We start from the raw sequence: 22,772 nt of genomic DNA on the forward strand, positions 1-22,772 counted from the left end.
TTGTTAAGTATTATTTATATTTACAAGAAGATTATAGGAAAGCAAAAAAAATAGACATTGTCAAGATAATAATAGTAATTGGATGCATATGAGACAAAAAGTCATCGGCCAAGCCGATGCTTTACAGGTTTTACTGCTTATTATTTTCCTGAGTTATAATCATGTTGCCTGAGGAGAAAAAAGCCGGGCATGCCCGGCGAATTTGGTTAGTCTTTTATAGTCTGTTTAGAGAATACACCTTTATTCCAGTCTATTTCGACAGATGTGTTGAGCGGTACATCTGTCACATGCTCATCCGTAATTTTTGTCACCCGCGTAGGAAAGGGATAGTAAGAGGTGGCAAGCAAAGACATTACGCCCACAGAGCCATTAATCTTAAAGGTGGATCTTCCTTTTTTAGACGGTTTCGCTTCGAATGAAGCGCTGAAGCCAGGTACGAAATTCTTGTGAGAGATTGCAGAAAAGCGACTCAAGTTGAATGCACCTTTGTTCCAAAAGCCATCTGTAAACTTACACAAGACGCCATGATCTCGCTTCAACAACCAATCGCACTTGTTGAGGTCATAAAGTCGATCCCACGTCCATGAGGCCGTCTCAGGTTCATATCCCGATAAGTTTTCAAGTGTGTATTCGCGTGTCGTTACTGATATCGTTCTTTGGTGGGAATACGAGTAGCTGAGAGTCCCATTAGCGTCACAACCAACGCTTCCACCAGACTGGTTACCGCTCCCATTACAACCCGCACTTAAAGAAACACCAACCGTGAATCCATTGGTTTCAGAGCTAGTCGTACCAGGGTTTGCTTGACTCGGAGAATGACCAATCAACTCAATATCGCGATCGCTTGTCCCAACTGAAAACGTATAATTGTCGGCAAACGGAGTAAGTAACCATTGCGCAGTGTTGACTTTTTTCTCTTCCAGGCTCCTGGCCAGATGTATGCCCGTACCACCGGATTCCGGGAGGACTGACACACGAACATATTTTCTATTTTCAGCAAGACCGTTGATACCATTCACACCTTCTGACCGGACTAAATCTACGGTGTATCGAATGTGTGAGTTTGCCTTACCGTTACACACATCTTTGTCCGGTCCTGAAAATTCATGGCGAGCTAACCAAAAATTATATTTCAATGATGGCGTCATACATTTAATGTCGTATTTTTTAGCGCTGACCGTGAATGAGTATGCGTTAGTTTCAGATTGACCGCTAGGAAGACCAACGATCGGGCTGGCAGCAGATTTTCGATTCAATGAGCGTGTAAATTGGCGTTTCGAATCTTTTGATAGTGCTTTGCTGGCTGCATTCGCGGCAGAAACGACAGATTTCTTACCTACGGGAGAAGAGAAGACATTTTGATAAGGTGCAGACTCATCTCCATCGATATTGATTGTCTCGAAATCTAGTTGGCCATTTACCATTCTTGCTAATACAACGGGACTGGCTAAACCCACACCTAAAATATCCCTAGTATTTGCTTTTGCTGACTCAGCATCATAGGCCTCACTATTATCAATAACCAAGATATAACCTTTTTTAAGCTTTGCTGTTATTCGCGTTATATCGCTGGAGTTTACTTGATTACTATTAACGTATACTGCGTTCATATCTGATATTAGTCTCTCGCCAATATCTGTTTTATTACCAAATTGCGTTGTTGCATAAGCGGATGAAACGGAGAGTATTCCTGCTGCAATTGAAGATAAAACGATTTTCATTTTTAACTACCCAACATGATGAAAGCACTGATGCAGAAAAAAAAGAGCGTTTTAAGATAATTACCAACGAAGGTAAATATCCAAACACCGATTTTTGTGCGCCTTGTATGCGTGACATTGCAATGTCACTGGTATTAATTCATCTAAATCACATGAATTTGTAAGGGGTGGAGGAAATATTTTATCAACAAGTAAAAATGACTTTATTTCAATAATTTAAACGGAAAAATATTTAATGGGACACAAATGAAACACCAAATAAATTAGCATTTCTTAATTAAAAGAATACTTATCAATAGTGATAATTTAGCATGAGGGATATTAGATGATTGTATTATTTCAGCAGAATAAAAAACACATTTATAATTTAATTTACTCGTTATTTTCAAGCAATTAATTAATTGGAATTAACATTCGAAAAATTAAACGAATAGATTATAAATTCAATATTAGCACTACAACACAATATGGAAGAAAAAATAATTTTTCATATACAAATAGAGATTTTCATGTAGAACCCCAAAAAATATTTCAATTAAAAAAAGTATATTTTTAGTACTATAAAGTACTCATTACTGAATTTTCCTCATATGTACTTTGAAATAATAAAATCAATTGATGTATATATAGAATATAAATATGAATAAAAAAGCACCGATAGAACCGATGCTTTTTCCTTTTGGTCAATTTTTTACTTTGATTTTCTTCTAAATTGTGACACTAACGTTTTTTGTTCTGCCAATTGAAAACACAAACTATCAGCCTCACTCACCGATTCACCCGCTATTCCAATTGTTTTCTCTGATAACTCTGAGACTGACTGAATGCCTTGGTTCATTTGATTCGCCACCGTCGCTTGCTCTTGGACGGAAGCTGCAATCTGTTGGCTTCTATCATTTATGTCTGTCACCAACTCTTGAGAACGACGCAATACCTCTCCCGCAGTTTCGGCATTTTTTACACACTCTTCAGACAACTCATTACCTCGTTCCATCGATTGAACAGCTTGTTGCGTCGCTTGCTGAATTTGAGTGATAACTTCCTGTATCTCGGACGTAGATTCTTGTGTGCGTTGTGCAAGTGCTCGAACTTCATCTGCTACGACAGCAAAACCACGCCCTTGGTCGCCCGCCCGTGCCGCCTCAATCGCCGCATTAAGTGCAAGTAAATTAGTTTGTTCCGCAATACCTAGAATCACATCAGAAACCGTACCTATCCGCTTACCATGCTCCTCGAGCCCTGAAATGACTCGCGAGCCTTCGTTTAATTGTTCAGCAAGTTTCTTGATAGCATCGACTGTGGTGCTCACACTCTCCATGCCATTGAGCGTAGCCTCGCTGGCCTCCATCGCACAATCTGAAGCGCTCTGTGTATTGCTGGACATATCACCGGTAGTCGCCGCCATTTCATTGATTGCGGCGGCAATTTGTTCAGTTTCCGCATTTTGTTGCTCAAGATTTTGAGACGTACGATTTCCATTGTCTCTTGCAGTTTGTGCTGAATTTAGAACTTGTTCACTGCCATCCAAAATACGTCCAACAACGGCGCCCAACTCCGATGAACGCATTTTAAGTGCCAGTTCGATTTCAGACACATCATCAATGGCACCGTTGTAGATGTATTCCATCAGTGGGTTATCGTAAGCATCTCTCGCAAGTGAGGTCAGCGCCTCCAGTCGTCGCGTCATGAAAAATACCGTAGCAATACTTGCAACAAACTGAACAACGACACCAGCAACAGCACCGGCAAAAAAACCAACGAGACCTGCAAGGATGGCTGAGGGAATGAAGTACAATAAAGCACGTTGCCACATACGGCTTCGCGGCAACTTCATGAAAAAGGGCGTAATGCCTTCGAGCAGTTTCGGGTATAGCTTCTCAGCACGGTCAACGGCCTTTCTGTCTGGAACAGAACGCACTGATTGATACTCAACGACTTTACCGTCTTTCATAATGGGAGATGCAAATGCGTTGACCCAGTAGTGGTCCCCATTTTTGGTTCTGTTCTTGACTAAGCCCATCCAAGACTGGCCATTTTTAATGAAGTCCCACATGTTTTTGAATGCAGCAGGTGGCATTTGAGGATGCCTAACGAGGTTATGAGGTTGGCCGATCAGCTCTTCCTGCGTATAACCCGCAACTTCACAAAACTCTTTACTGGCATATTTGATCACACCACGAGTGTCTGTAGTAGACAGGAGGTTGTATTCAGCTGAAAACTTAATTTCATTTCCTGTCACAGGATTGTTCACTCGCATAATGCACACCCCTCTCAATATCAAGACATTTATTAATGACTTTAATAGTAGACGAGTTTCACAAAATAATGCTTATTTTATGGTTATTATTCCAGCATTTTGTCGAGTGGACGAATATGGAATAACTTCAGAAGATACAGGAAGTTGAATATCATCCAGTTATTATTGACCAGTATAAAAGACAGCCATTTTTACAACATGACGTTAAGTGTTTAAAGAAAGACATCAACGACCAAAACAAAAAAACCGACAACATGCCGGCTTTTTTATTTAATGTTCGCTTGCTATCGATATTAACCGATATGTGTCGCTCCACCCATATACGATCTTAACGCCTCAGGTACCTCGATTCGACCATCTTCTTGCTGATAGTTTTCAAGCACCGCAACCATAGTACGACCGACAGCTAGACCTGAACCATTCAGCGTATGGAGTAGCTCTGGCTTTTTCTCGCCCTTACGTCTGAAACGTGCTTGCATACGGCGAGCCTGAAAATCGCCCATGTTTGAACATGAAGAAATTTCGCGGTAGGTGTTTTGCGCAGGTAACCACACTTCTAGATCGTAGGTTTTGGTTGCGCCAAAGCCCATGTCTCCGGTACATAGAATTACTTTACGATATGGCAGGTTCAGAAGCTGTAGAACTTTTTCGGCATGACCTGTCAACTCTTCGAGTGCCGACATTGAATCTTCAGGGCGCACTACTTGGACCAGCTCAACTTTATCGAACTGGTGCATACGGATAAGACCACGAGTATCACGACCGTAAGAGCCTGCTTCTGAGCGGAAACAGGGTGTGTGGGCGGTCATTCGCAATGGTAAGTCAGCCTCATCAACGATAGTGTCGCGCACCATATTAGTCAGAGGTACTTCCGCCGTTGGGATCAGTGACATGCCAACACCTTCTTCCGTCGCCGGCTGGGTATGGAATAAATCTTCGCCGAACTTTGGTAGCTGCCCAGTACCGTAAAGACTGTCAGCATTAACCAAATAAGGAACATACATCTCTGTATAATCATGTTCTGTCGCATGCAGATCCAACATGAACTGTGCCAGCGCACGGTGAAGACGAGCCATCTGGCCTTTCATTACAATGAAGCGCGAACCTGAAAGCTTTACAGCGCTTGCGAAGTCAAGCCCGCCGCTCATCTCACCCAGATCAACGTGGTCTTTAACGTCAAATTCAAACGCTTTAGGCTCACCCCACGTTGAAATCTCGACATTTTCTGATTCGTCTTTGCCTGTTGGTACAACTTCGTCAGCCAGGTTAGGTACTGACAGAACAATGTCATTTAATTCCGTTTGCAACGACGCAAGGCCTGCTTTCGCTTTGTCCAGCTCGTCGCCCAGATTGGCGACTTCTGCCAACAGCGGCTGAATGTCTTCACCTTTCGCTTTTGCCTGCCCAATGGACTTCGAACGCGCATTACGCTCCGCTTGCAATTCTTCAGTACGGATTTGTAAAGACTTACGTTTTTCCTCCAGTTCACGGAGTGTTTCAACGTCGAGTTTAAAGCCGCGACGCGCCAGTTTTTCAGCTGTCGCGTCCAGCTCAGTTCGGAGTAATTTGGAATCCAGCATGCTAGTCCTGTGATTTTTTCTGACGGTATCTGATTAAAAAACGATGTGAAAACACATCGTTTTGGTATTTGAGTCGGTCTCTGGGATAAAGAATATTTCTAAACATTGTGCAGAGACAATCGGATGTCAAACAATACCCAAATTGAGAATTTTTTCCTAGCGTTTTTGGGGGCTTTTTGCGTCTAACTGAGCAAGAAATGCCAGCTTTTCTCCAATTTTAATCTCTAATCCTCGATCAGAGGGCTGGTAATAGTGAGTACCAGCCATTTCGACGGGTAGGTAGGTTTCTCCCGCAGCGAAAGCATTGGGCTCGTTATGTGCATAACGATATTCTTCGCCGTAGCCGAGATCTTTCATTAATGACGTCGGCGCATTACGCAAATGAGGAGGCACCTCATAATCTGGGTGTGCTTTCGCGTCAGATAATGCTTGTTTCCACGCATTGTAAACCGCGTTACTTTTTGGCGCGCAAGCTAAGTAAACCGCAGCTTGGGCGATTGCTCTTTCCCCTTCAGCAGGGCCAACTCGGGTAAAGCAGTCCCATGCATTGATTGCGATTTGCATTGCTCTTGGGTCAGCATTACCAATATCTTCAGATGCAATTGCCAACAGTCGCCTCGCCACATAGAGTGGGTCGCCACCAGCGGTAATGATTCGTGCATACCAATACAATGCAGCATCAGGGTTAGAGCCCCGGACGGATTTATGAAAAGCAGAGATCAGATCATACCAAATGTCGCCTTTATTATCGAAACGAGCGACTTTTTCTCCTGCAACCTCAGCTAATAGTGTCAACGAAACCTTTTTGACGCCCTTATCATCTGGTTCAGCCATATCAGACAATATCTCGAGATAGTTGAGCGTCATTCTGGCGTCACCGGCGGTGAACCTGGCCAGTTGTTCTCTGACCTCATCAGGTAACTCGAGATTCTCGTCCCCCAGCCCTCTCTCTTTATCAACGAGTGCCTGAGCAATAACAGTTTGAATATCTGATTCATCAAGAGATTTCAGTTTATAGACACGAGCACGGCTTAAAAGCGCATTGTTGAGCTCGAAGGATGGGTTTTCTGTCGTCGCACCAATAAATGTGACCGTACCGTCCTCAATATGTGGCAAAAAGGCGTCTTGCTGGCTTTTGTTGAAGCGATGCACCTCATCAACAAACAAGATAGTCCGTCTGCCAGCCAATTGATTGTGCTTAGCTTTATCGATAGCAACTCGAATGTCTTTTACACCCGAAGTTACCGCAGAAACCCGTTCAATTTCAGCATTTGCATACCCGGCAGCCACTTCAGCCAATGTTGTTTTGCCTGTGCCGGGAGGCCCCCAGAGAATCATTGAGTGGAGTTGACCTGCTTCAAGCGCACGCCGAAGTGGCTTACCTTCAGAAAGTAAATGGCTTTGGCCAATATACTCTTTGAGATTAGTTGGGCGCATTCTGTCAGCTAGCGGGCGGAAGTCGTCAGAAAAGTCCAGCGTCATATTACTCATTCGACTGATAGCCTACTGGCGTTGGTCGTCAATTTCAGCACCTTCAGGTGGAGTAAAGGTGAACATTGTCGCCGCTGGCGCCTTTGGCTTAAATGCCAGTAAGGTGTAGTCAATGGTTGGGCCATTGTCCTCAACGACGGTAAACCCTTTGACTTCGCCATTGGACATCACATTGAGTATCAGCTTGTTCTGTACTGCTGCGTTTTTGGGGGTCAAGGTGAATATATTACCTTGCTGGTTCACAAGATAATTTTCCCAGTCGCTCTTATCATTGCGGGTCAGAAGGACAAATGGCGTGTGGTCAGTCCCATCTTTTAACCACATCGCTGTTGTTTGCTCGACGAACGGATCATAAATCCACAGCGTTTCGCCATCTGAAACCATCAGATTTTCATCCTCTGAATCAGGCGTGTAGTTAAACAAATTGGGTCGTTGAACAGCCAACTTACCTTTGCCTTCATTGAGTAACTCGCCGTCAGGGCTGGTGACTGTCTGGCTGAAATTCGCAGAAAACGCATTCACCTTTGCCAGTCTGTCACTCAACTCCTGTTTCGGTGAACTCGCGTTTACAGTTAAAGGCATGAGTAGTATCAGGGCCAAAAGGTACTTCTTCATATTTTTTACCATTGTTTTTATTGTTACGTTAATCTCGTGATGGCGGCGGGGGAGCCAATACTTCACGATTACCGTTATGTCCGGGTGGACTCACTATGCCCTGCGCTTCGAGCTGATCTACAATACGGGCGGCACGGTTGTACCCGATTTTAAATCGTCGCTGTACACCTGACACCGAGCCTCGACGGCTTTCAGTGATGAATTCAACAACCTGATCAAATAACTGGTCAAGTTCTTCACCATCACTGGCTGTCGGCGCTTCACCGGGAAGCAAGGCATCAGAGCCCTGATCGCCGCTGGTAATTTCCGAAATGTATTGCGGTTTACCACGTGCTTTCCAGTTACTGACCACGCGATGCACTTCATCATCATTGACAAAAGCACCATGCACACGCGCAGGATGGTTTGAGCCATTTGGCATAAAGAGCATGTCACCCATACCCAACAGTGACTCTGCACCACCCTGATCCAGAATGGTACGTGAATCTGTCTTGGTCGAAACTGTAAACGCCATCCGGGTAGGAATATTTGCTTTTATCAGACCCGTAATGACATCAACCGAAGGACGCTGTGTCGCCAGTACAAGATGTATACCCGCCGCTCGTGCTTTTTGCGCAAGGCGAGCAATCAATTCCTCTACCTTTTTACCCACTACCATCATCAGATCGGCAAATTCATCGACGATGACAACGATGTAAGGCAGTTTTTCTAATGTCGGTGCAGTTTCATCCATACTATCGCCCGGCTTCCATAACGGATCGGGAATTGGATGATCAGCATCATTCGCCTCTTTGACTTTATCGTTAAAACCTTTGATGTTTCTGACACCCAAAGCCGACATAAGTTTATAGCGTCTCTCCATTTCTGCGACACACCAACGCAATGCGTTACCCGCATCTTTCATATCGGTAACGACTTCAGTAAGAAGGTGCGGAATGCCTTCGTAAACAGAGAGCTCAAGCATTTTCGGGTCAATCATGATGAACCGAACGTCTTCAGGAGACGCTTTGTATAGCATGCTGACTATCATCACGTTAACACCAACAGATTTACCGGAACCTGTGGTACCTGCGACTAAAAGATGCGGCGCTTTGGAAAGATCGGTGACAATGGCTTCGCCCGCAATATCTTTTCCAAGCACAACGGAAAGCGGAGACTTGGACGAAACAAAACGTTCGCTCCCTACCACCTCAGACATAAACACGGTTTCACGACTGCTGTTTGGCAACTCCAATCCGATATACGGTTTCCCGGGAATGACTTCAACCACACGAACCGCACTGGTCGACAGTGAGCGAGCAATGTCCTTGGCAAGTCCGGCAATGCGGCTCACTTTGACACCCGGCGCTAACTCCAGCTCAAAACGAGTGATCACTGGGCCCGGGTACACCCCAACGACCCTCACCTGAATTTTGTAATCCTCTAATCTGGCCTCGACCAGTCTGGCAGTTTGTTCGAGCTCTTCACGGGATGCCTGCTGGGCTGTTTTTCGTGCCGGGTCGAGCAAATCAAGTGTTGGTAGTGGCTCTTCAGGTTTCGGTAATTCCACATCATGCTTCATCAGGAATGGATGGGTTACGCCCGCTGCATTCTTTTGGGCTTCGCGGATCGTTTCCTGAAATGGGTCTTCTTCATTTTCCTGCAATAACTCTGGCTCAGCGTTTTCTTGCTCTAAACGCTCCAATTCAGAAAGCCCGTCACTGTTCTCGAAAGTAATGTCCGCTTTTGGCAGTAAGTCGCCAACATCTTTGTCGGACATTTGTTGCTCGGAAGTTTCAGCCTGCTCTCCTTCGGTAAGATCAACATTCAATGGTTCATGAACATCCGCCAATTCAAGCTGCTCGCTGTCTACCGGAGGCAACGGTGGCGGACTTTCAAATGCTGGCGCTGGTTTTTCGTCGGTGACGCTCAAGTCACCCAATGAAGGTTCATCCAGCAGAACATCAGGTGCACTGTCAGAATCAGGAAAAACAATTTTGGGGCCCGATGTAGCGTCATTATCAGTATCATCAGCGCCACTTTGCTCATCTTTCACACGCTGCGCATCGTTGAGTCTCGTAACGTCTGTCAGGTTTTCATCGGCTGGAGAATCAAAGTCTGGCGTATTCCCATTTGACGCGACATTTGTCTTCGATGCGGCAAGGGTCAAAGGCTTGTCATTGCGAATTTTATTAACGAGTAATGTACACGCTTTAAGCGTGTATTCGCCGACGGTATCGACAATAGTTAGCCAAGAGATACCGGTAAATAACGTGAAACCTGCAGCCCAGAAAAAGAGCAGCGACAAAGTCGTACCAAGTGTATTGAGAAAAGGGATAAGAAGATCATTCAGTACATCGCCAACCACACCGCCCGACGAGTAATACCAGAAATCATCAAAATTGAGGTCAGCCAGTCCACAACTGGTCAGGAAAAGTATCACCACCCCGAGAATACGTGTTGCGAGAATCGTATATTGAATATTGTCAGTGGCGCTTCGTCTTTTCAAAAACACCCAACCGGCCAACACCAAGACCAGCGGGAATAAATAAGCGAGTTTGCCTAGTGCGAAAAATAGGGTATCTGCAACGAGAGCACCAAGCGCACCCGCAGCATTCTCTATCGGAGCATCCTGAGAGGTCTGTGACCATGAAGGGTCAGCTGAATCATAAGTCAGCAATGCCACAGCAATAAAAACGGCAGACAAGAGTGCAATGATGAGCGTGCTTTCTTTGAGGCGCTGAATACCATTCAACCTCTTATCTTTATCTTCCTTCGTTTTTTGCTGTTGTTGTAAAGAAAACTCCATTGTCACCTATCTGATTTTTATTTTTAAAGCCGATATTGCGTGTAGTCGGATAGTGAACGATTTTGCCCACTTTATCCCTCTCAATTGTTTGGTAAGATGTCTCGCCAACAGAAAAAGTGTACACCAAACAAAAAGACAAGCCGAGCAACATAGCTGCTCGGCTTGTCTTAATTGCACTTACCTGCCAGTAAAATCGTCAATACTGTGAATTCACACAGCTAAATCGATAACTAGCGAGTTTTGATTACCAGATGATTCGTCTGTTTCACCTCTTCCATGACAACGTAAGTTCGAGTGTCATTAACACCCGGTAAGCGGAGCAGAGTCTCACCCAGCAACTTACGGTAAGCTGACATGTCTGATACACGAGTCTTGAGCAAATAGTCGAAATCACCAGAAACGAGGTGACACTCCTGAATATCATCCAACGCCTGAACAGCTTGATTAAACTGATCAAACACATCAGGCGCGCCACGGTTAAGTGTAATTTCGACAAAAACAAGTAATGACGCATCGAGGAACTGAGGATTCAAAAGCGCCGTATAGCCGCTGATGTAACCTTGTCGTTCCAAACGACGAACCCTCTCAAGGCAAGGCGTAGGCGAAAGACCTACTCGCTTGGAAAGCTCAACGTTCGACACCCTGCCGTCCTTCTGAAGTTCGTTCAGAATGTTCCTGTCTATCCTATCCAAATCCTTGGAGGGTTTTTTCTTGGCGTCTACCATTTTTTATTCCACCTTATTTCTTCCTTGCAATAATAAATTCCGTTTTTATTGATAAAAAACAAATATTCAGTATCAAATGTTGCCTACCCAGAACTATACTAGCTTTAAATATAACATTTCAAGAACATTTGTAGCAAATAACACTAATTTGGAGTGAGAAATCAGGATGATCATTGGCGTACCTAAAGAAATTAAAAACCATGAATACCGTGTAGGTATGGTCCCAGCCAGCGTACGTGAGCTTATTTCCCACGGACACAGTGTCTTTGTTGAAACAAAAGCAGGCGCTGGCATTGGCTTCAGCGACGACGATTATGTAAAAGCCGGCGCATCAATCCTTGGCACTGCCGAAGAAGTATTTGCCACTGCTGAAATGATTGTCAAAGTTAAAGAGCCACAAGCTGTTGAACGTGCAATGCTTCGTGAAGGGCAAATTTTGTTCACTTATTTGCACCTCGCACCAGATTTTCCACAAACCGAAGACCTTATCAAGAGCAAAGCTGTCTGTATAGCGTACGAAACGGTAACAGATTCTAAAGGAAGATTGCCACTTCTGGCTCCGATGTCAGAGGTTGCAGGCCGTATGTCGATTCAGGCGGGCGCTCAAGCGTTAGAAAAATCACACGGTGGTGCAGGCGTTCTTCTGGGTGGTGTACCTGGCGTTGAACCTGCGAAAATAGTGGTTCTAGGCGGTGGTGTTGTTGGTTCAAACGCAGCACGTATGGCGGTCGGTTTGCGTGCAGACGTCACAATTCTCGACCGTAACATTGATACTTTGCGTGCATTGGACGAAGAGTTCGAAGGCAAAGCTAAGGTAATCTACTCAACAGAAGAAACACTAGAAAAACACGTGTTGGCCGCAGATCTGGTAATTGGCGCTGTACTTATCCCAGGTGCCGCTGCACCGAAGCTGGTAAACGCAGAACACATCAAACGTATGAAGCCTGGCGCTGCTGTTGTTGATGTTGCCATTGACCAAGGCGGTTGCTTCGAAACGTCGCACGCAACGACGCATGCTGACCCAACGTACATTGTTGATGATGTTGTTCATTACTGTGTAGCAAACATGCCGGGCGCGGTTGCGCGTACGTCAACATTTGCACTGAACAACGCCACTTTGCCTTACATCGTTAAACTGGCGAACAAAGGTTATCGTGAAGCGCTGCTGGAAGACCGCGGATTCCTTGGTGGTCTAAATGTCATCAATGGCCAAGTAACCTGTAAAGAAGTCGCAGAATCGTTCAATCTGGATTTTGTAGACCCACTGACAGCACTTAAACACTAATCACTCATAAGTTTACAGTGAATCAGAGGGCACCCTTCGGGGTGCCCTCTTTCTTTAGGCCTTTAATTTCCATACAATCAAAGTCAACAACACGAACTCAAAAAGTCCGGAGAACGAATGAGTGAAGTAAGACATGTGAGCCTGTTGATTCTGGGTTCAGGCCCTGCAGGCTACACAGCAGCAGTATATGCAGCACGCGCAAACCTGAAACCTGTCATGATAACAGGCATGCAACAAGGTGGTCAGTTAACAACAACAACGGAAGTAGAGAACTGGCCGGGCGACCCGGAAGGACTGACTGGCCCAGCGTTAATGGATCGCATGAAAGAGCATGCGGAAAAATTTGATACTGAAATCATCTTCGACCACATCAACGAAACTGACTTTAGCCAGCGCCCTTTCCGACTGAGTGGTGATAACGGCTCTTACACCTGCGATGCGCTAATTATTGCAACAGGAGCTTCAGCTCAATATCTTGGTATGGAATCAGAAGAGAACTTTAAAGGTCGCGGCGTATCAGCGTGTGCAACCTGTGATGGTTTCTTCTACCGTAATCAGAAAGTAGCTGTTATTGGTGGTGGTAATACTGCTGTTGAAGAAGCGCTGTACCTCGCCAACATTGCTTCAGAAGTCCACCTGATTCACCGACGTAACACCTTCCGCGCCGAGAAAATTTTGGTTGATCGTCTTATGGACAAAGTCGAGAACGGCAATGTTGTCCTGCATACTGATCGCGTACTAGATGAAGTACTAGGCGATGAAATGGGTGTAACCGGTGTACGTGTGAAAGACACGAATTCTGACGCAACTGAAGAGTTTGACGTTATGGGGCTTTTCGTTGCCATTGGGCACAAACCAAATACCGGGATCTTTGAAGGTCAGCTGGATATGGAAAATGGCTACATCAAAGTGAAGTCAGGCCTTGAAGGTAACGCCACGCAAACCAGCGTTGAAGGTGTATTCGCCTCAGGTGACGTCATGGACCATACCTATCGTCAAGCAATCACATCTGCTGGCACCGGATGTATGGCTGCACTTGATGCAGAACGTTTTCTGGACGCGCTTAACGAAAAATAAGTAAACTATAGAATTGCGGCCCGGTTCTAGCCGGGCTTTTTCTTTTTATGCCACCAAAGGCATCAACTATTAGATCCTATGGATAAGAAAAAACATAGCTCGCTGCTCAAATGGCTAAAAGGCCACAATCAGCTTGCCAAGTCCTGGATGATGGTCACTGTAGCAATGGCTTTTATCTCTGGTCTTTTTCTCCTCGCACAAGCTGCTTTACTGGCGAATATTCTCAATCAACTCATCATTGAGCAGACGCCTAAGTCTGAACTTATATCGTCATTTGTAGGGCTCGCACTCGTTGTTTGCTTGAGAGCTGCTATCAGTTGGGCAAGAGAGCTGACGGGTTATCGTGCAGGTGAAATAATACGCCTCCATATTCGCAAACTTATTCTCGATAAGCTTCACTCACTTGGTCCGGCAACAATACAAGGGAAGCCAGCCGGAAGCTGGGCAAGCCTTGTTCTGGAGCAGGTTGAGGAAATGCAGGACTTTTTCTCTCGCTACATGCCTCAGATGTCCATTGCTGTCTTGCTTCCATTGATTATTCTCGTTGCTGTCTTCCCTATCAACTGGGCAGCGGGCCTGGTATTTTTGCTAACAGCACCACTGGTGCCGCTGTTCATGGCACTTGTTGGCATGGGGGCCGCTGATGCTAACAGACGTAACTTTAAAGCGATGCAGCGCCTGTCAGGACACTTCTATGACAGACTGCGTGGATTAGCAACAATTCGGCTTTTTGATCATGCTGACAAAGAAACAGAACAACTCTATGCGGCATCTGACGATTTTCGACGCCGCACTATGGAAGTGTTACGCATGGCATTTCTTTCATCCGCGGTGCTTGAATTTTTTACGGCTATTTCAATCGCAATTACAGCGGTGTATTTCGGTTTCAGTTTTATCGGGGAGCTCGATTTTGGCCACTATGGCGTAACCATTTCTCTGTTCACTGCTGTTTTTGTGCTTGTGCTCGCCCCAGAGTTTTACCAACCCCTGAGAGACTTGGGTACCTTCTATCACGCCAAACAGCAAGCAATTGGCGCTGCAGAGTCTATTGTGAACTTTTTAGATGCAGAGCCCGAGGTCAATCATCAGGAAAGCAAACAACCGATTTAACGTCTGTCTCGATACAAGCATCAGACTGCGAGGTGGTTAGCCCTGATGGCTTTGTGTTGGCCGGGCCCCTGAGCTTTTCAATCACTCCCGGCGAACAAGTTGTACTTGTTGGCCCTAGTGGAGCAGGTAAAACCAGCCTAATGAATGCAGTTTTGGGATTCTTGCCCTATCGAGGCAGCTTGAAAATAAATGGGATAGAACTTCGCGATTATAGCCTGTCAGACTGGAGAAAACACATCAGTTGGGTTGGACAAAACCCTCAACTCTTCCACGGTACGCTTCGCGATAATGTCGCCCTCGCCAGGCCTGAAGCGGAAGAGAATCAAATTAATCGCGTGTCGAAAGCTGCGTTTGCTGATGAGTTCATTCAACGTTTCGAAAAGGGCTATACGCACATGGTAGGCGACAGAGCCAGCGGGATCTCAGTCGGTCAGGCGCAACGCGTCGCCGTCGCACGCGCAATGCTTCAGGATGGAAGCTTTTGGGTGCTCGACGAACCAACAGCCAGCCTCGACGCCAACAGTGAAAAGCTCGTTGCAGCGAGTTTATCTGAAGCAACGAAAGGCAAAACAACCTTGATGATCAGTCACAGACTCGACGAACTCAGTAATGCAGATCAAGTCTGGGTCATGGATAAAGGCAAGCTTGTTCAACAAGGCGACTTTGACCTTCTTAAATCTCAAGGTGTACTAGCAGATATGTACAACGCCATTGACAGAGGTGATTTGGATGCGTGACCTACTGCCCTTCCTCCGTCTTTACAAAAAGCACTGGTTTGGCCTAACTGCAGGTATAGTACTGGCCTTGGCAACGCTTTGCTCTGCAATTGGCCTGCTTACGCTGTCAGGGTGGTTTATTGCTGCCTCCGCACTAGCCGGTTTAACCATTGGCAGTAATTTCAACTATATGCTTCCTGCAGGTGGTGTGAGAGGTTTTTCGATCGCCAGAACGGCTGGCCGTTGGGGTGAACGTGTCGTCAGTCATGACGCGACGTTCAAACTGCTTGCTGAGTTACGTATCTACTTCTTCAGAAGGCTTACTCCATTGATTCCGGGCCGCATCGGCTCACTGCGTGATGCGGACCTTCTCAACAGAATGGTGGCCGATGTTGATGCGATGGACCACGTGTATCTTCGCCTAATAAGCCCATTGATTGTCGGTTCATTGGGTATCGTTGCCATCAGTAGTTTCCTTTTCTGGTTCGAGCCCTCCTTAGGACTGACTTTGGGTGGAATTCTTCTGACAATGATGATCGCTCTGCCGATTGTTTTTTATCGATTGGGCGCAGGGCATGGCCGTGTTATTAGTCAAACGAAATCGACGCTAAGAGTGTCGCTTCTCGATTGGATACAAGGTCAGGCCGAACTGAATATCTTTGGTGCATCACAACGCTATCGCCAACAGGCCGAAGATGAACAACAAACGCTACTGTGCGCTCAACGGAAAATGGCTGGGATCACCGGTCTCGCCAGCGCAGGTCTACTTGCTGCAAACGGACTGACACTTGTGCTCATGTTGTGGCTGGCTGCTGACGGTATTGCCGGAAACAAGCCGGACCCCTTTGTTGCTATGGTAGCCTTCGCAACGATGGCAAGCTTTGAACTAATGGCCCCAGTAGCGGGTGCCTTCCAATACTTAGGTCAGACCATCACATCAGCCAAGCGTCTTAATGAAGTGCTGCAGACTCCGCCGGATACACCTTTCAAGCCCGACGGCTATGCTAACGTTGCCAAAGGTAAACTCACATTTAGTGGTGTAAGTTATCGCTATCATGGCGCAGAGCAAGACGCATTATCTGATGTCAATCTCGAAGTCGCCGCAGGGAAAAAGATAGCGCTTCTTGGTCGCACAGGGTGCGGAAAATCGACTCTCCTTCAGCTAATTACCCGTAATTGGGATCCCCAGCGCGGTACCATCCTCATTGATGATGTTTCTCTGACAGAGTGGCAAGAATCTGCGCTTAGAAAATCTATCGCTGTTGTCAGTCAACGCGTAGACATTTTTAACGGAACATTGAGAAATAACCTCAAGATGGCAAATTCCAGTGCATCCGACGATGATTTCAAAGAAGTGCTGAATCAAGTCGGCTTGCAGGTTCTTCTCGAAGAGCCCGGGCTCGATATGTGGTTAGGGGATGGCGGTCGCTTACTGTCAGGCGGTGAAAAGCGCCGACTGAGTATTGCGCGGGCACTGTTGAGAAACGCACCCGTTCTGTTACTTGATGAGCCTACCGAGGGTCTAGATGCAAGAACTGAACAACAAATCCTCTCGCTGATCTTAGAACATGCTAAGAATAAAACTGTCGTTTTCATCACTCACAGGCTTATTGGGCTTACTGACATGGACGAAATTTGTCTGATGGACGAAGGGCGAATTATCGAGCAAGGCAGTCATCAGACGCTGAAAGCGCAAAACGGGCGCTATTCAGCGTTACTGAAGCGACTCTAAATTATCAAGTCAATGTGCCGTTATAATTAGAGGGAGTAATAACTCCCTTTTCTTCACAACAAATACGTACGGCAGTAGAAATTTTTGGTGCGCTATGACAATTTATTTGCCTCCACTGGAAGAAAATCCTGAGTATTTCCCGCCCGTCTCCGATGCGTTAGACGATCCTGATGGTTTGCTTGCCATTGGTGGCGATCTAAGTGCCAGACGTCTGAGCGAAGCGTACCGTCATGGTATTTTTCCTTGGTTCGGAAACAACGACCCGTACCTCTGGTGGTCACCTTCAGAGCGAGCCATCTTTACCCCAGAGACATTTAATCCAAGTAAAAGCCTCAAAAAGTTTGCTCGTAAATCTGGATACCGTGTTTCAATCAATACGTCATTTTCTGATGTGATCAATAAGTGTGCGCTTATTCGTGGCGAGGATCAGGTTTGGATTACACAAGAAATGCGTCGCGCCTACACCGAACTTCACATTGCGGGAAAATGCCACAGTGTAGAGGTTTGGTGTCAGGATGAATTAGTCGGAGGTCTCTATGGCGTCTCCGTTGGACAAATGTTCTGCGGCGAATCCATGTTTTCCGCCAAAACCAACGCATCAAAAATAGCACTCTGGGCTTTTTGTAAGCACTTTGCTTCTGCAGGCGGAAAAGTGATCGACTGTCAGATGATGACAGACCACTTAGCCTCGCTTGGTGCCATGCCGATAAATCGCGATAATTTTATCGAGCTTTTGAATCAGGTTAAAGATCAATCTCTTTCCGCTACAGTTTATGAGCCACAAAGGTTGAATTTTCTGGAGGCATCTTGATTAAGAAATCAATCCAGCTCGGGATAATGCCTCCTTCACCCTGTAGTTACCTGCCGGACGAAGTCGAGTCTGTCGCCATTGTTCTTGATCCAGAAGTGCATTCTAAGGAAGCCTATCAATCATTACTGGAGTCAGGCTTCCGTCGGAGTGGAAATAACATATACCGACCACAATGCGTCAAATGCAAAGCTTGTCAGTCGCTTCGTATCCCAGTCAATAATTTCATTCCTTCGACAAGCCAAAAACGTCAGATAAACCAACTCAAAAGACTACGTGTAGATTTTAAAGCATCTCTTGATAAGAATTGGTTTGCGCTTTATGAACGCTACATAGAAGCAAGACACCGCAGTGGCTCCATGTATCCAGCTGATAGAAATGATTTTCTCAGTTTTATTGGCAGTGAATGGATGCACACCGAATTCATGCATGTATATCAGGATGAAACACTGATTGCAGTGGCTGTTACAGATATATCATCAGAAGGCTACAGTGCGCTCTACAGTTTCTTTGAACCTCACCACAAATGGTCTCTTGGCTCGATTTGTGTACTCGCCCAGTTACAACATGCCCGAGACAAAGGCATTCCTTGGCTTTACCTCGGGTTCCAAATTGATGGCTGTGAAGCGATGAACTACAAATCGAAGTACAAACCAAACCAGCGTTTCATAGCTGGGCAATGGGTCTAATCTGCGACAACAAGTATTTCAGCTTTATTTTGTTAACTTCTACAGCAGTTATTCCGTATTTTTGCTGGTCAGTGCCCACGCAAACGGGTAGAATTCCCGCCTTGAAGTTTATCGATTCATAGAATCAAGGCATTATCTGCTGATTACAAAATGGCTGATGAATAGTCCAAGAGGATTAAATGGCAAAAGAAGACGTAATTGAAATGCAAGGTACCGTACTGGATACCCTGCCAAACACAATGTTCCGTGTTGAGCTGGAAAACGGCCACGTTGTTACCGCTCACATCTCTGGAAAAATGCGCAAGAATTACATCCGCATCCTGACCGGTGATAAAGTTACTGTTGAGATGACGCCTTACGATCTGTCCAAAGGTCGTATTATCTTCCGCGCGCGTTAATCCTCACGCTTCGAAAGATATAAAAAACCCGGCAATCGCCGGGTTTTATCGCTTCTAGTCTATGTTACTTAGTTCACGCTGTTTCCATTTCATCACTGAAATTAAATGTCAGCTTATCTGCTTTCAGGCCAACTTTGACCGTACCACCATTAACCAAACAACCGAATAACAGCTCATTAGCAAGATTCTTCTTCATGTGGTCCTGCATGACTCTGGCCATTGGGCGAGCCCCCATAGATTTGTCGTAGCCCTTCGTCGCCAGCCATTTTTTGGCCTTGTCCGTTACTTCGAGTGAGACGCCACGTGCATCAAGCTGCGCTTGAAGCTCGACAATAAACTTATCGACAACCTGAAGGATAACAGACTCATCGAGGTGATTGAACCAGATGATGTTGTCTAGGCGGTTACGGAACTCTGGCGAGAACACTTTCTTGATTTCTGACATCGCATCATGACTGTGGTCTTGCTGAATAAGACCAATGGATTTCCGGACAGTCTCACTGACACCCGCGTTGGTCGTCATGACGAGAATGACGTTTCGGAAGTCAGCCTTGCGTCCGTTATTATCGGTCAGCGTACCATTGTCCATCACCTGTAAGAGCAGATTAAAGACGTCTGGATGCGCTTTCTCAATCTCATCAAGCAACACGACACTGTGTGGGTGCTTTATCACTGCGTCAGTCAGCAAACCACCTTGATCGTAACCAACATAGCCAGGGGGAGCACCAATCAGTCGGCTCACAGTATGACGCTCCATGTACTCTGACATGTCGAAGCGTTGCAACTCGATACCCATAGAACGTGCCAGCTGAACAGTTACTTCAGTTTTACCGACACCTGTAGGCCCGGCAAACAAGAAAGACCCCACTGGCTTATTTTCAGCGCCAAGTCCTGCACGGCTGAGCTTGATGGCCTCACAAAGTGCGCCGATAGCTTCATCCTGTCCAAAGACCAGCATTTTGAGCTTATGTTCAAGAGACTGAAGAATATCTTTATCAGTAGAAGACACTGATTTTTCCGGTATCCTTGCCATCTTGGCAACCATGTTTTCGATATCACCAACGCTAACTGTTTTCTTACGCTTGTTAGCTGGTGCTAGACGACAGCGCGCACCTGCTTCATCAATAACGTCAATCGCCTTATCTGGCAAATGGCGTTCGTTAATATACTTGGCTGATAGCTCAACAGCTGCGCGAATGGCCTTGTTAGTGTAGCGTACTTCGTGGTGCGCTTCATACTTAGGCTTTAGTCCCATGAGTATCTTCGTGGTGTCATCGACCGATGGTTCAATTACATCGATTTTCTGGAACCGACGTGCAAGCGCTCGCTCTTTCTCGAAAATATTGCTGTATTCTTGGTATGTCGTAGAACCTATACAACGCAACTTTCCGCTCGAAAGCAATGGTTTGATTAAATTCGCCGCATCTACTTGGCCACCAGATGCCGCTCCAGCACCGATGATAGTATGTATTTCGTCGATGAAAAGAACAGCGTGGTCTTCTTTTTCTAACTGCTTAAGGATTGTTTTAAATCTTTTCTCAAAGTCGCCACGATATTTGGTGCCCGCCAACAACGAACCAATATCCAGCGAATAGATGACACAGTCCTGAATGATTTCAGGCACTTGCCCTTCAACAATACGCCATGCAAGGCCTTCAGCGATTGCGGTTTTACCCACACCCGCCTCTCCAACCAGTAAAGGGTTGTTCTTACGACGTCGACACAGCACTTGAATTGTTCTTTCTAGCTCTTTATCACGACCAATTAGTGGGTCGATACCGCCCACACGAGCAAGTTGGTTGAGATTAGTAGCAAAGTTCTCAAGGCGTTCTTCCCCATTACCCTCGACAGCAGCTTCGTCTGACGGCATTTCTGACCCGGGTAATTCATCATCAGAGCTTTTTGTCGTACCGTGGGAAATGTAATTCACAACATCCAAGCGGCTGATGTCGTTTTTCTTCAAGAGATAAGCAGCGTGTGATTCTTGTTCGCTAAATATAGCGACCAACACATTTGCACCACTCACTTCACTGCGGCCGGAGGACTGAACGTGAAAAACTGCACGCTGCAACACTCTTTGAAAACTCAGCGTTGGCTGCGTCTCACGGCTGTCATCATCTGTGGGTATCAGAGGTGTGGTTTGTTCAATAAATGCATCCAGTTCTTTCCGGAGGGCATCAATATCAGCGCGACAAGCCAATAATGCTTCTCTGGCTGCCACATTTTCTAGTAATGCCAGAAGTAGATGCTCAACGGTCATAAATTCGTGCCGTTTTTCTCTGGCTTTAGCAAACGCTCCGTTGAGGCTCGCTTCAAGTTCTTTATTCAGCATAAGGCACCTCCCTCAATAAACCACGAATTGGTGTGCCAGAGAGAGAAATTAAGCTCTCTCAACTCAGGCTTTTTCCATAGTGCACAACAACGGGTGCTGATGTTCTTTGGCGTACATCATTACCTGTGCAACTTTCATTTCAGCCACTTCCGCGGTGTAAACACCACAAACGGCCTTTCCCTCATAATGCACTGTCAGCATCAGCTGCGTTGCAGCTTCTAAGTCCTTTGAGAAAAAACGCTGAAGCACTGTGATAACAAACTCCATAGGAGTGTAATCATCGTTATTTAAAAGAACCTTATACATTGACGGCGGTTTAACTTTTGTCTCTTCAGATTCCGCTACGTCACTATCTGGGGCTATCCACTCGTACAATTTGCTCATAACAATTTAATTATCTTAAAAGGTAGCGATATCTTCTCAACAAACCAACTGGTTAATGGGGACAATCCCTCTTCCTTGTTCGTGAACAAAAAAGTTTCGCCACACTTAAAACCTAATTCACAGATTGTATTCCAGCAAACCCCACATTACTACGTTTGATGTTGTTAATTGAAACCTTGTTTCTTTCTAACAGTACCTCAATCGCACAACAACTAAAACCGCAACTTACATCGTATTGACAGGTGATCTCAAAGACAGTCACAGGCCGCGAGTTCCTATTTCATCATGCGTTTTAAACACCAACAAAGCATGACTACATTACTGTACAATTTGAAGTATTTCGCAATTCATTTATTTCGCTTAATTTAAGCCTAACCCAAATGGCGATAATTTGGTTTTTTTTAGGCTTTCTATTTCAAAGTTTTTTAGGAAGAAAAGTTGCAGTTACTTTTTCGGAGAAAAATAAGTGATTGTTTAAAATGAGGTTTTATATCTTATCTCGTCATCACACCCAGTATTTATCACTAATTATTGTCAATTTATCAATTAATAAAGCATCAACAAATAAGATTTGAACGATCTCATTCGGTATCACATGTGAAACAAAATGATACACATACAATACATATACCTCATAGCGCACAAAGTCACTCATTTTAATTAAAATATTGCTGCAACATCATACGTGAGCTTGACTGCCTAAAACTTTCTACTAGAGTGTGGAATGTAGTTCAAAAACACTGCATCAATTACAACTGGGTAGTGTACTCAAAGATGTAGGTATTCACTCATAGTTATGCAATTTGAATGCAAGAGGGAAGTTTCACATGGCAACTGGTACAGTTAAGTGGTTTAACAATGCAAAGGGATTTGGTTTCATTTGTCCAGATGAGGGTAACGGTGACATTTTTGCACATTACTCAACAATCCAAATGGATGGATACAGAACCCTTAAAGCTGGTCAATCAGTGAATTATGAAGTGCAGGAAGGCCCAAAAGGATTTCACGCCAGTGAAATTGTTCCGGTAGAAAGCGAGGCGCTGAAATAAAAAAATACAATAGCC

Annotated in this window: 16 protein-coding genes and 1 pseudogene; 8 read left to right on the plus strand and 9 right to left on the minus strand. The window is 45.4% G+C overall.

The genetic code is table 11. From position 1 onward, the window contains the following. Positions 1–206: 206 nt before the first annotated feature. From CS022_RS08320 to lrp, 7 genes are all read right to left on the minus strand, one after another. Complete coding sequence (locus CS022_RS08320; RefSeq protein WP_129121903.1) at positions 207–1,721, minus strand: leukocidin family pore-forming toxin; 1,515 nt, start codon at positions 1,719–1,721, stop codon at positions 207–209. Between the two features lie 691 nt (positions 1,722–2,412). Further along, entirely contained in the window at positions 2,413–3,978 is a 1,566-nt protein-coding gene (locus CS022_RS08325) for a methyl-accepting chemotaxis protein (RefSeq protein WP_129121904.1), read from the minus strand. Positions 3,979–4,271: 293 nt separating this feature from the next. Beyond that, a complete protein-coding gene (serS, locus tag CS022_RS08330) occupies positions 4,272–5,558 on the minus strand; it encodes a serine--tRNA ligase (protein WP_129121905.1) in 1,287 nt (428 codons plus the stop codon). Between the two features lie 156 nt (positions 5,559–5,714). Then, a complete protein-coding gene (locus CS022_RS08335; protein WP_129121906.1) occupies positions 5,715–7,049 on the minus strand; it encodes a replication-associated recombination protein A in 1,335 nt (444 codons plus the stop codon). A 12-nt stretch (positions 7,050–7,061) separates the two neighbouring features. Continuing rightward, positions 7,062–7,664 (minus strand): outer membrane lipoprotein chaperone LolA, encoded by a 603-nt coding sequence (lolA, locus tag CS022_RS08340; RefSeq protein WP_129121907.1) that lies wholly within the window; start codon positions 7,662–7,664, stop codon positions 7,062–7,064. Between the two features lie 28 nt (positions 7,665–7,692). Further along, positions 7,693–10,452 (minus strand): DNA translocase FtsK, encoded by a 2,760-nt coding sequence (locus CS022_RS08345; RefSeq protein ID WP_129121908.1) that lies wholly within the window; start codon positions 10,450–10,452, stop codon positions 7,693–7,695. Positions 10,453–10,682: 230 nt separating this feature from the next. Beyond that, positions 10,683–11,177 (minus strand): leucine-responsive transcriptional regulator Lrp, encoded by a 495-nt coding sequence (gene lrp, locus CS022_RS08350; protein ID WP_129121909.1) that lies wholly within the window; start codon positions 11,175–11,177, stop codon positions 10,683–10,685. Between the two features lie 166 nt (positions 11,178–11,343). Between lrp and ald the strand changes: the two genes are divergently transcribed. From ald to infA, 7 genes and pseudogenes are all read left to right on the plus strand, one after another. Next, on the plus strand, positions 11,344–12,462 hold the full coding sequence (ald, locus tag CS022_RS08355) for an alanine dehydrogenase (RefSeq protein WP_129121910.1): 1,119 nt from the start codon (positions 11,344–11,346) through the stop codon (positions 12,460–12,462). Between the two features lie 117 nt (positions 12,463–12,579). Further along, on the plus strand, positions 12,580–13,539 hold the full coding sequence (gene trxB, locus CS022_RS08360) for a thioredoxin-disulfide reductase (RefSeq protein ID WP_129121911.1): 960 nt from the start codon (positions 12,580–12,582) through the stop codon (positions 13,537–13,539). Positions 13,540–13,617: 78 nt separating this feature from the next. Further along, a pseudogene (gene cydD, locus CS022_RS08365) lies at positions 13,618–15,386 on the plus strand (heme ABC transporter permease/ATP-binding protein CydD). Continuing rightward, positions 15,379–17,097, plus strand: coding sequence for a heme ABC transporter ATP-binding protein/permease CydC (gene cydC, locus CS022_RS08370; protein ID WP_129121912.1), 1,719 nt, complete (start codon positions 15,379–15,381; stop codon positions 17,095–17,097). The pseudogene cydD and the gene cydC overlap by 8 nt, the downstream one beginning before the upstream one ends. Before the next feature lie 94 nt (positions 17,098–17,191). Beyond that, positions 17,192–17,908, plus strand: a complete 717-nt coding sequence (gene aat, locus CS022_RS08375) for a leucyl/phenylalanyl-tRNA--protein transferase (RefSeq protein ID WP_129121913.1) — start codon at positions 17,192–17,194, stop codon at positions 17,906–17,908. After that, positions 17,905–18,594 carry an arginyltransferase gene (locus tag CS022_RS08380; protein ID WP_129121914.1) on the plus strand — a complete coding sequence of 230 codons (690 nt, stop codon included), beginning with the start codon at positions 17,905–17,907 and terminating at the stop codon, positions 18,592–18,594. The genes aat and CS022_RS08380 overlap by 4 nt, the downstream gene beginning before the upstream one ends. 179 nt (positions 18,595–18,773) lie before the next feature. Beyond that, positions 18,774–18,992 carry a translation initiation factor IF-1 gene (gene infA, locus CS022_RS08385; protein WP_002539157.1) on the plus strand — a complete coding sequence of 73 codons (219 nt, stop codon included), beginning with the start codon at positions 18,774–18,776 and terminating at the stop codon, positions 18,990–18,992. 73 nt (positions 18,993–19,065) lie between these two features. On the opposite strand, the gene clpA is transcribed toward infA, so the two are convergent. After that, the gene (clpA, locus tag CS022_RS08390; protein ID WP_129121915.1) at positions 19,066–21,324 is read right to left on the minus strand and encodes an ATP-dependent Clp protease ATP-binding subunit ClpA; all 2,259 of its coding nucleotides are present in this window, start codon (positions 21,322–21,324) and stop codon (positions 19,066–19,068) included. 63 nt (positions 21,325–21,387) lie between these two features. After that, positions 21,388–21,708, minus strand: coding sequence for an ATP-dependent Clp protease adapter ClpS (gene clpS / locus CS022_RS08395; protein WP_129121916.1), 321 nt, complete (start codon positions 21,706–21,708; stop codon positions 21,388–21,390). An 827-nt stretch (positions 21,709–22,535) separates the two neighbouring features. On the opposite strand from clpS, the gene cspD reads away from it, so the two are divergent. Beyond that, positions 22,536–22,757: a cold shock domain-containing protein CspD gene (cspD, locus tag CS022_RS08400; RefSeq protein WP_129121917.1), complete on the plus strand. Its 222-nt coding sequence runs from the start codon at positions 22,536–22,538 to the stop codon at positions 22,755–22,757. The last annotated feature ends 15 nt before the right edge of the window (positions 22,758–22,772 follow it).

This window comes from Veronia nyctiphanis, assembly GCF_004116385.1.
GTDB lineage: Bacteria > Pseudomonadota > Gammaproteobacteria > Enterobacterales > Vibrionaceae > Veronia > Veronia nyctiphanis.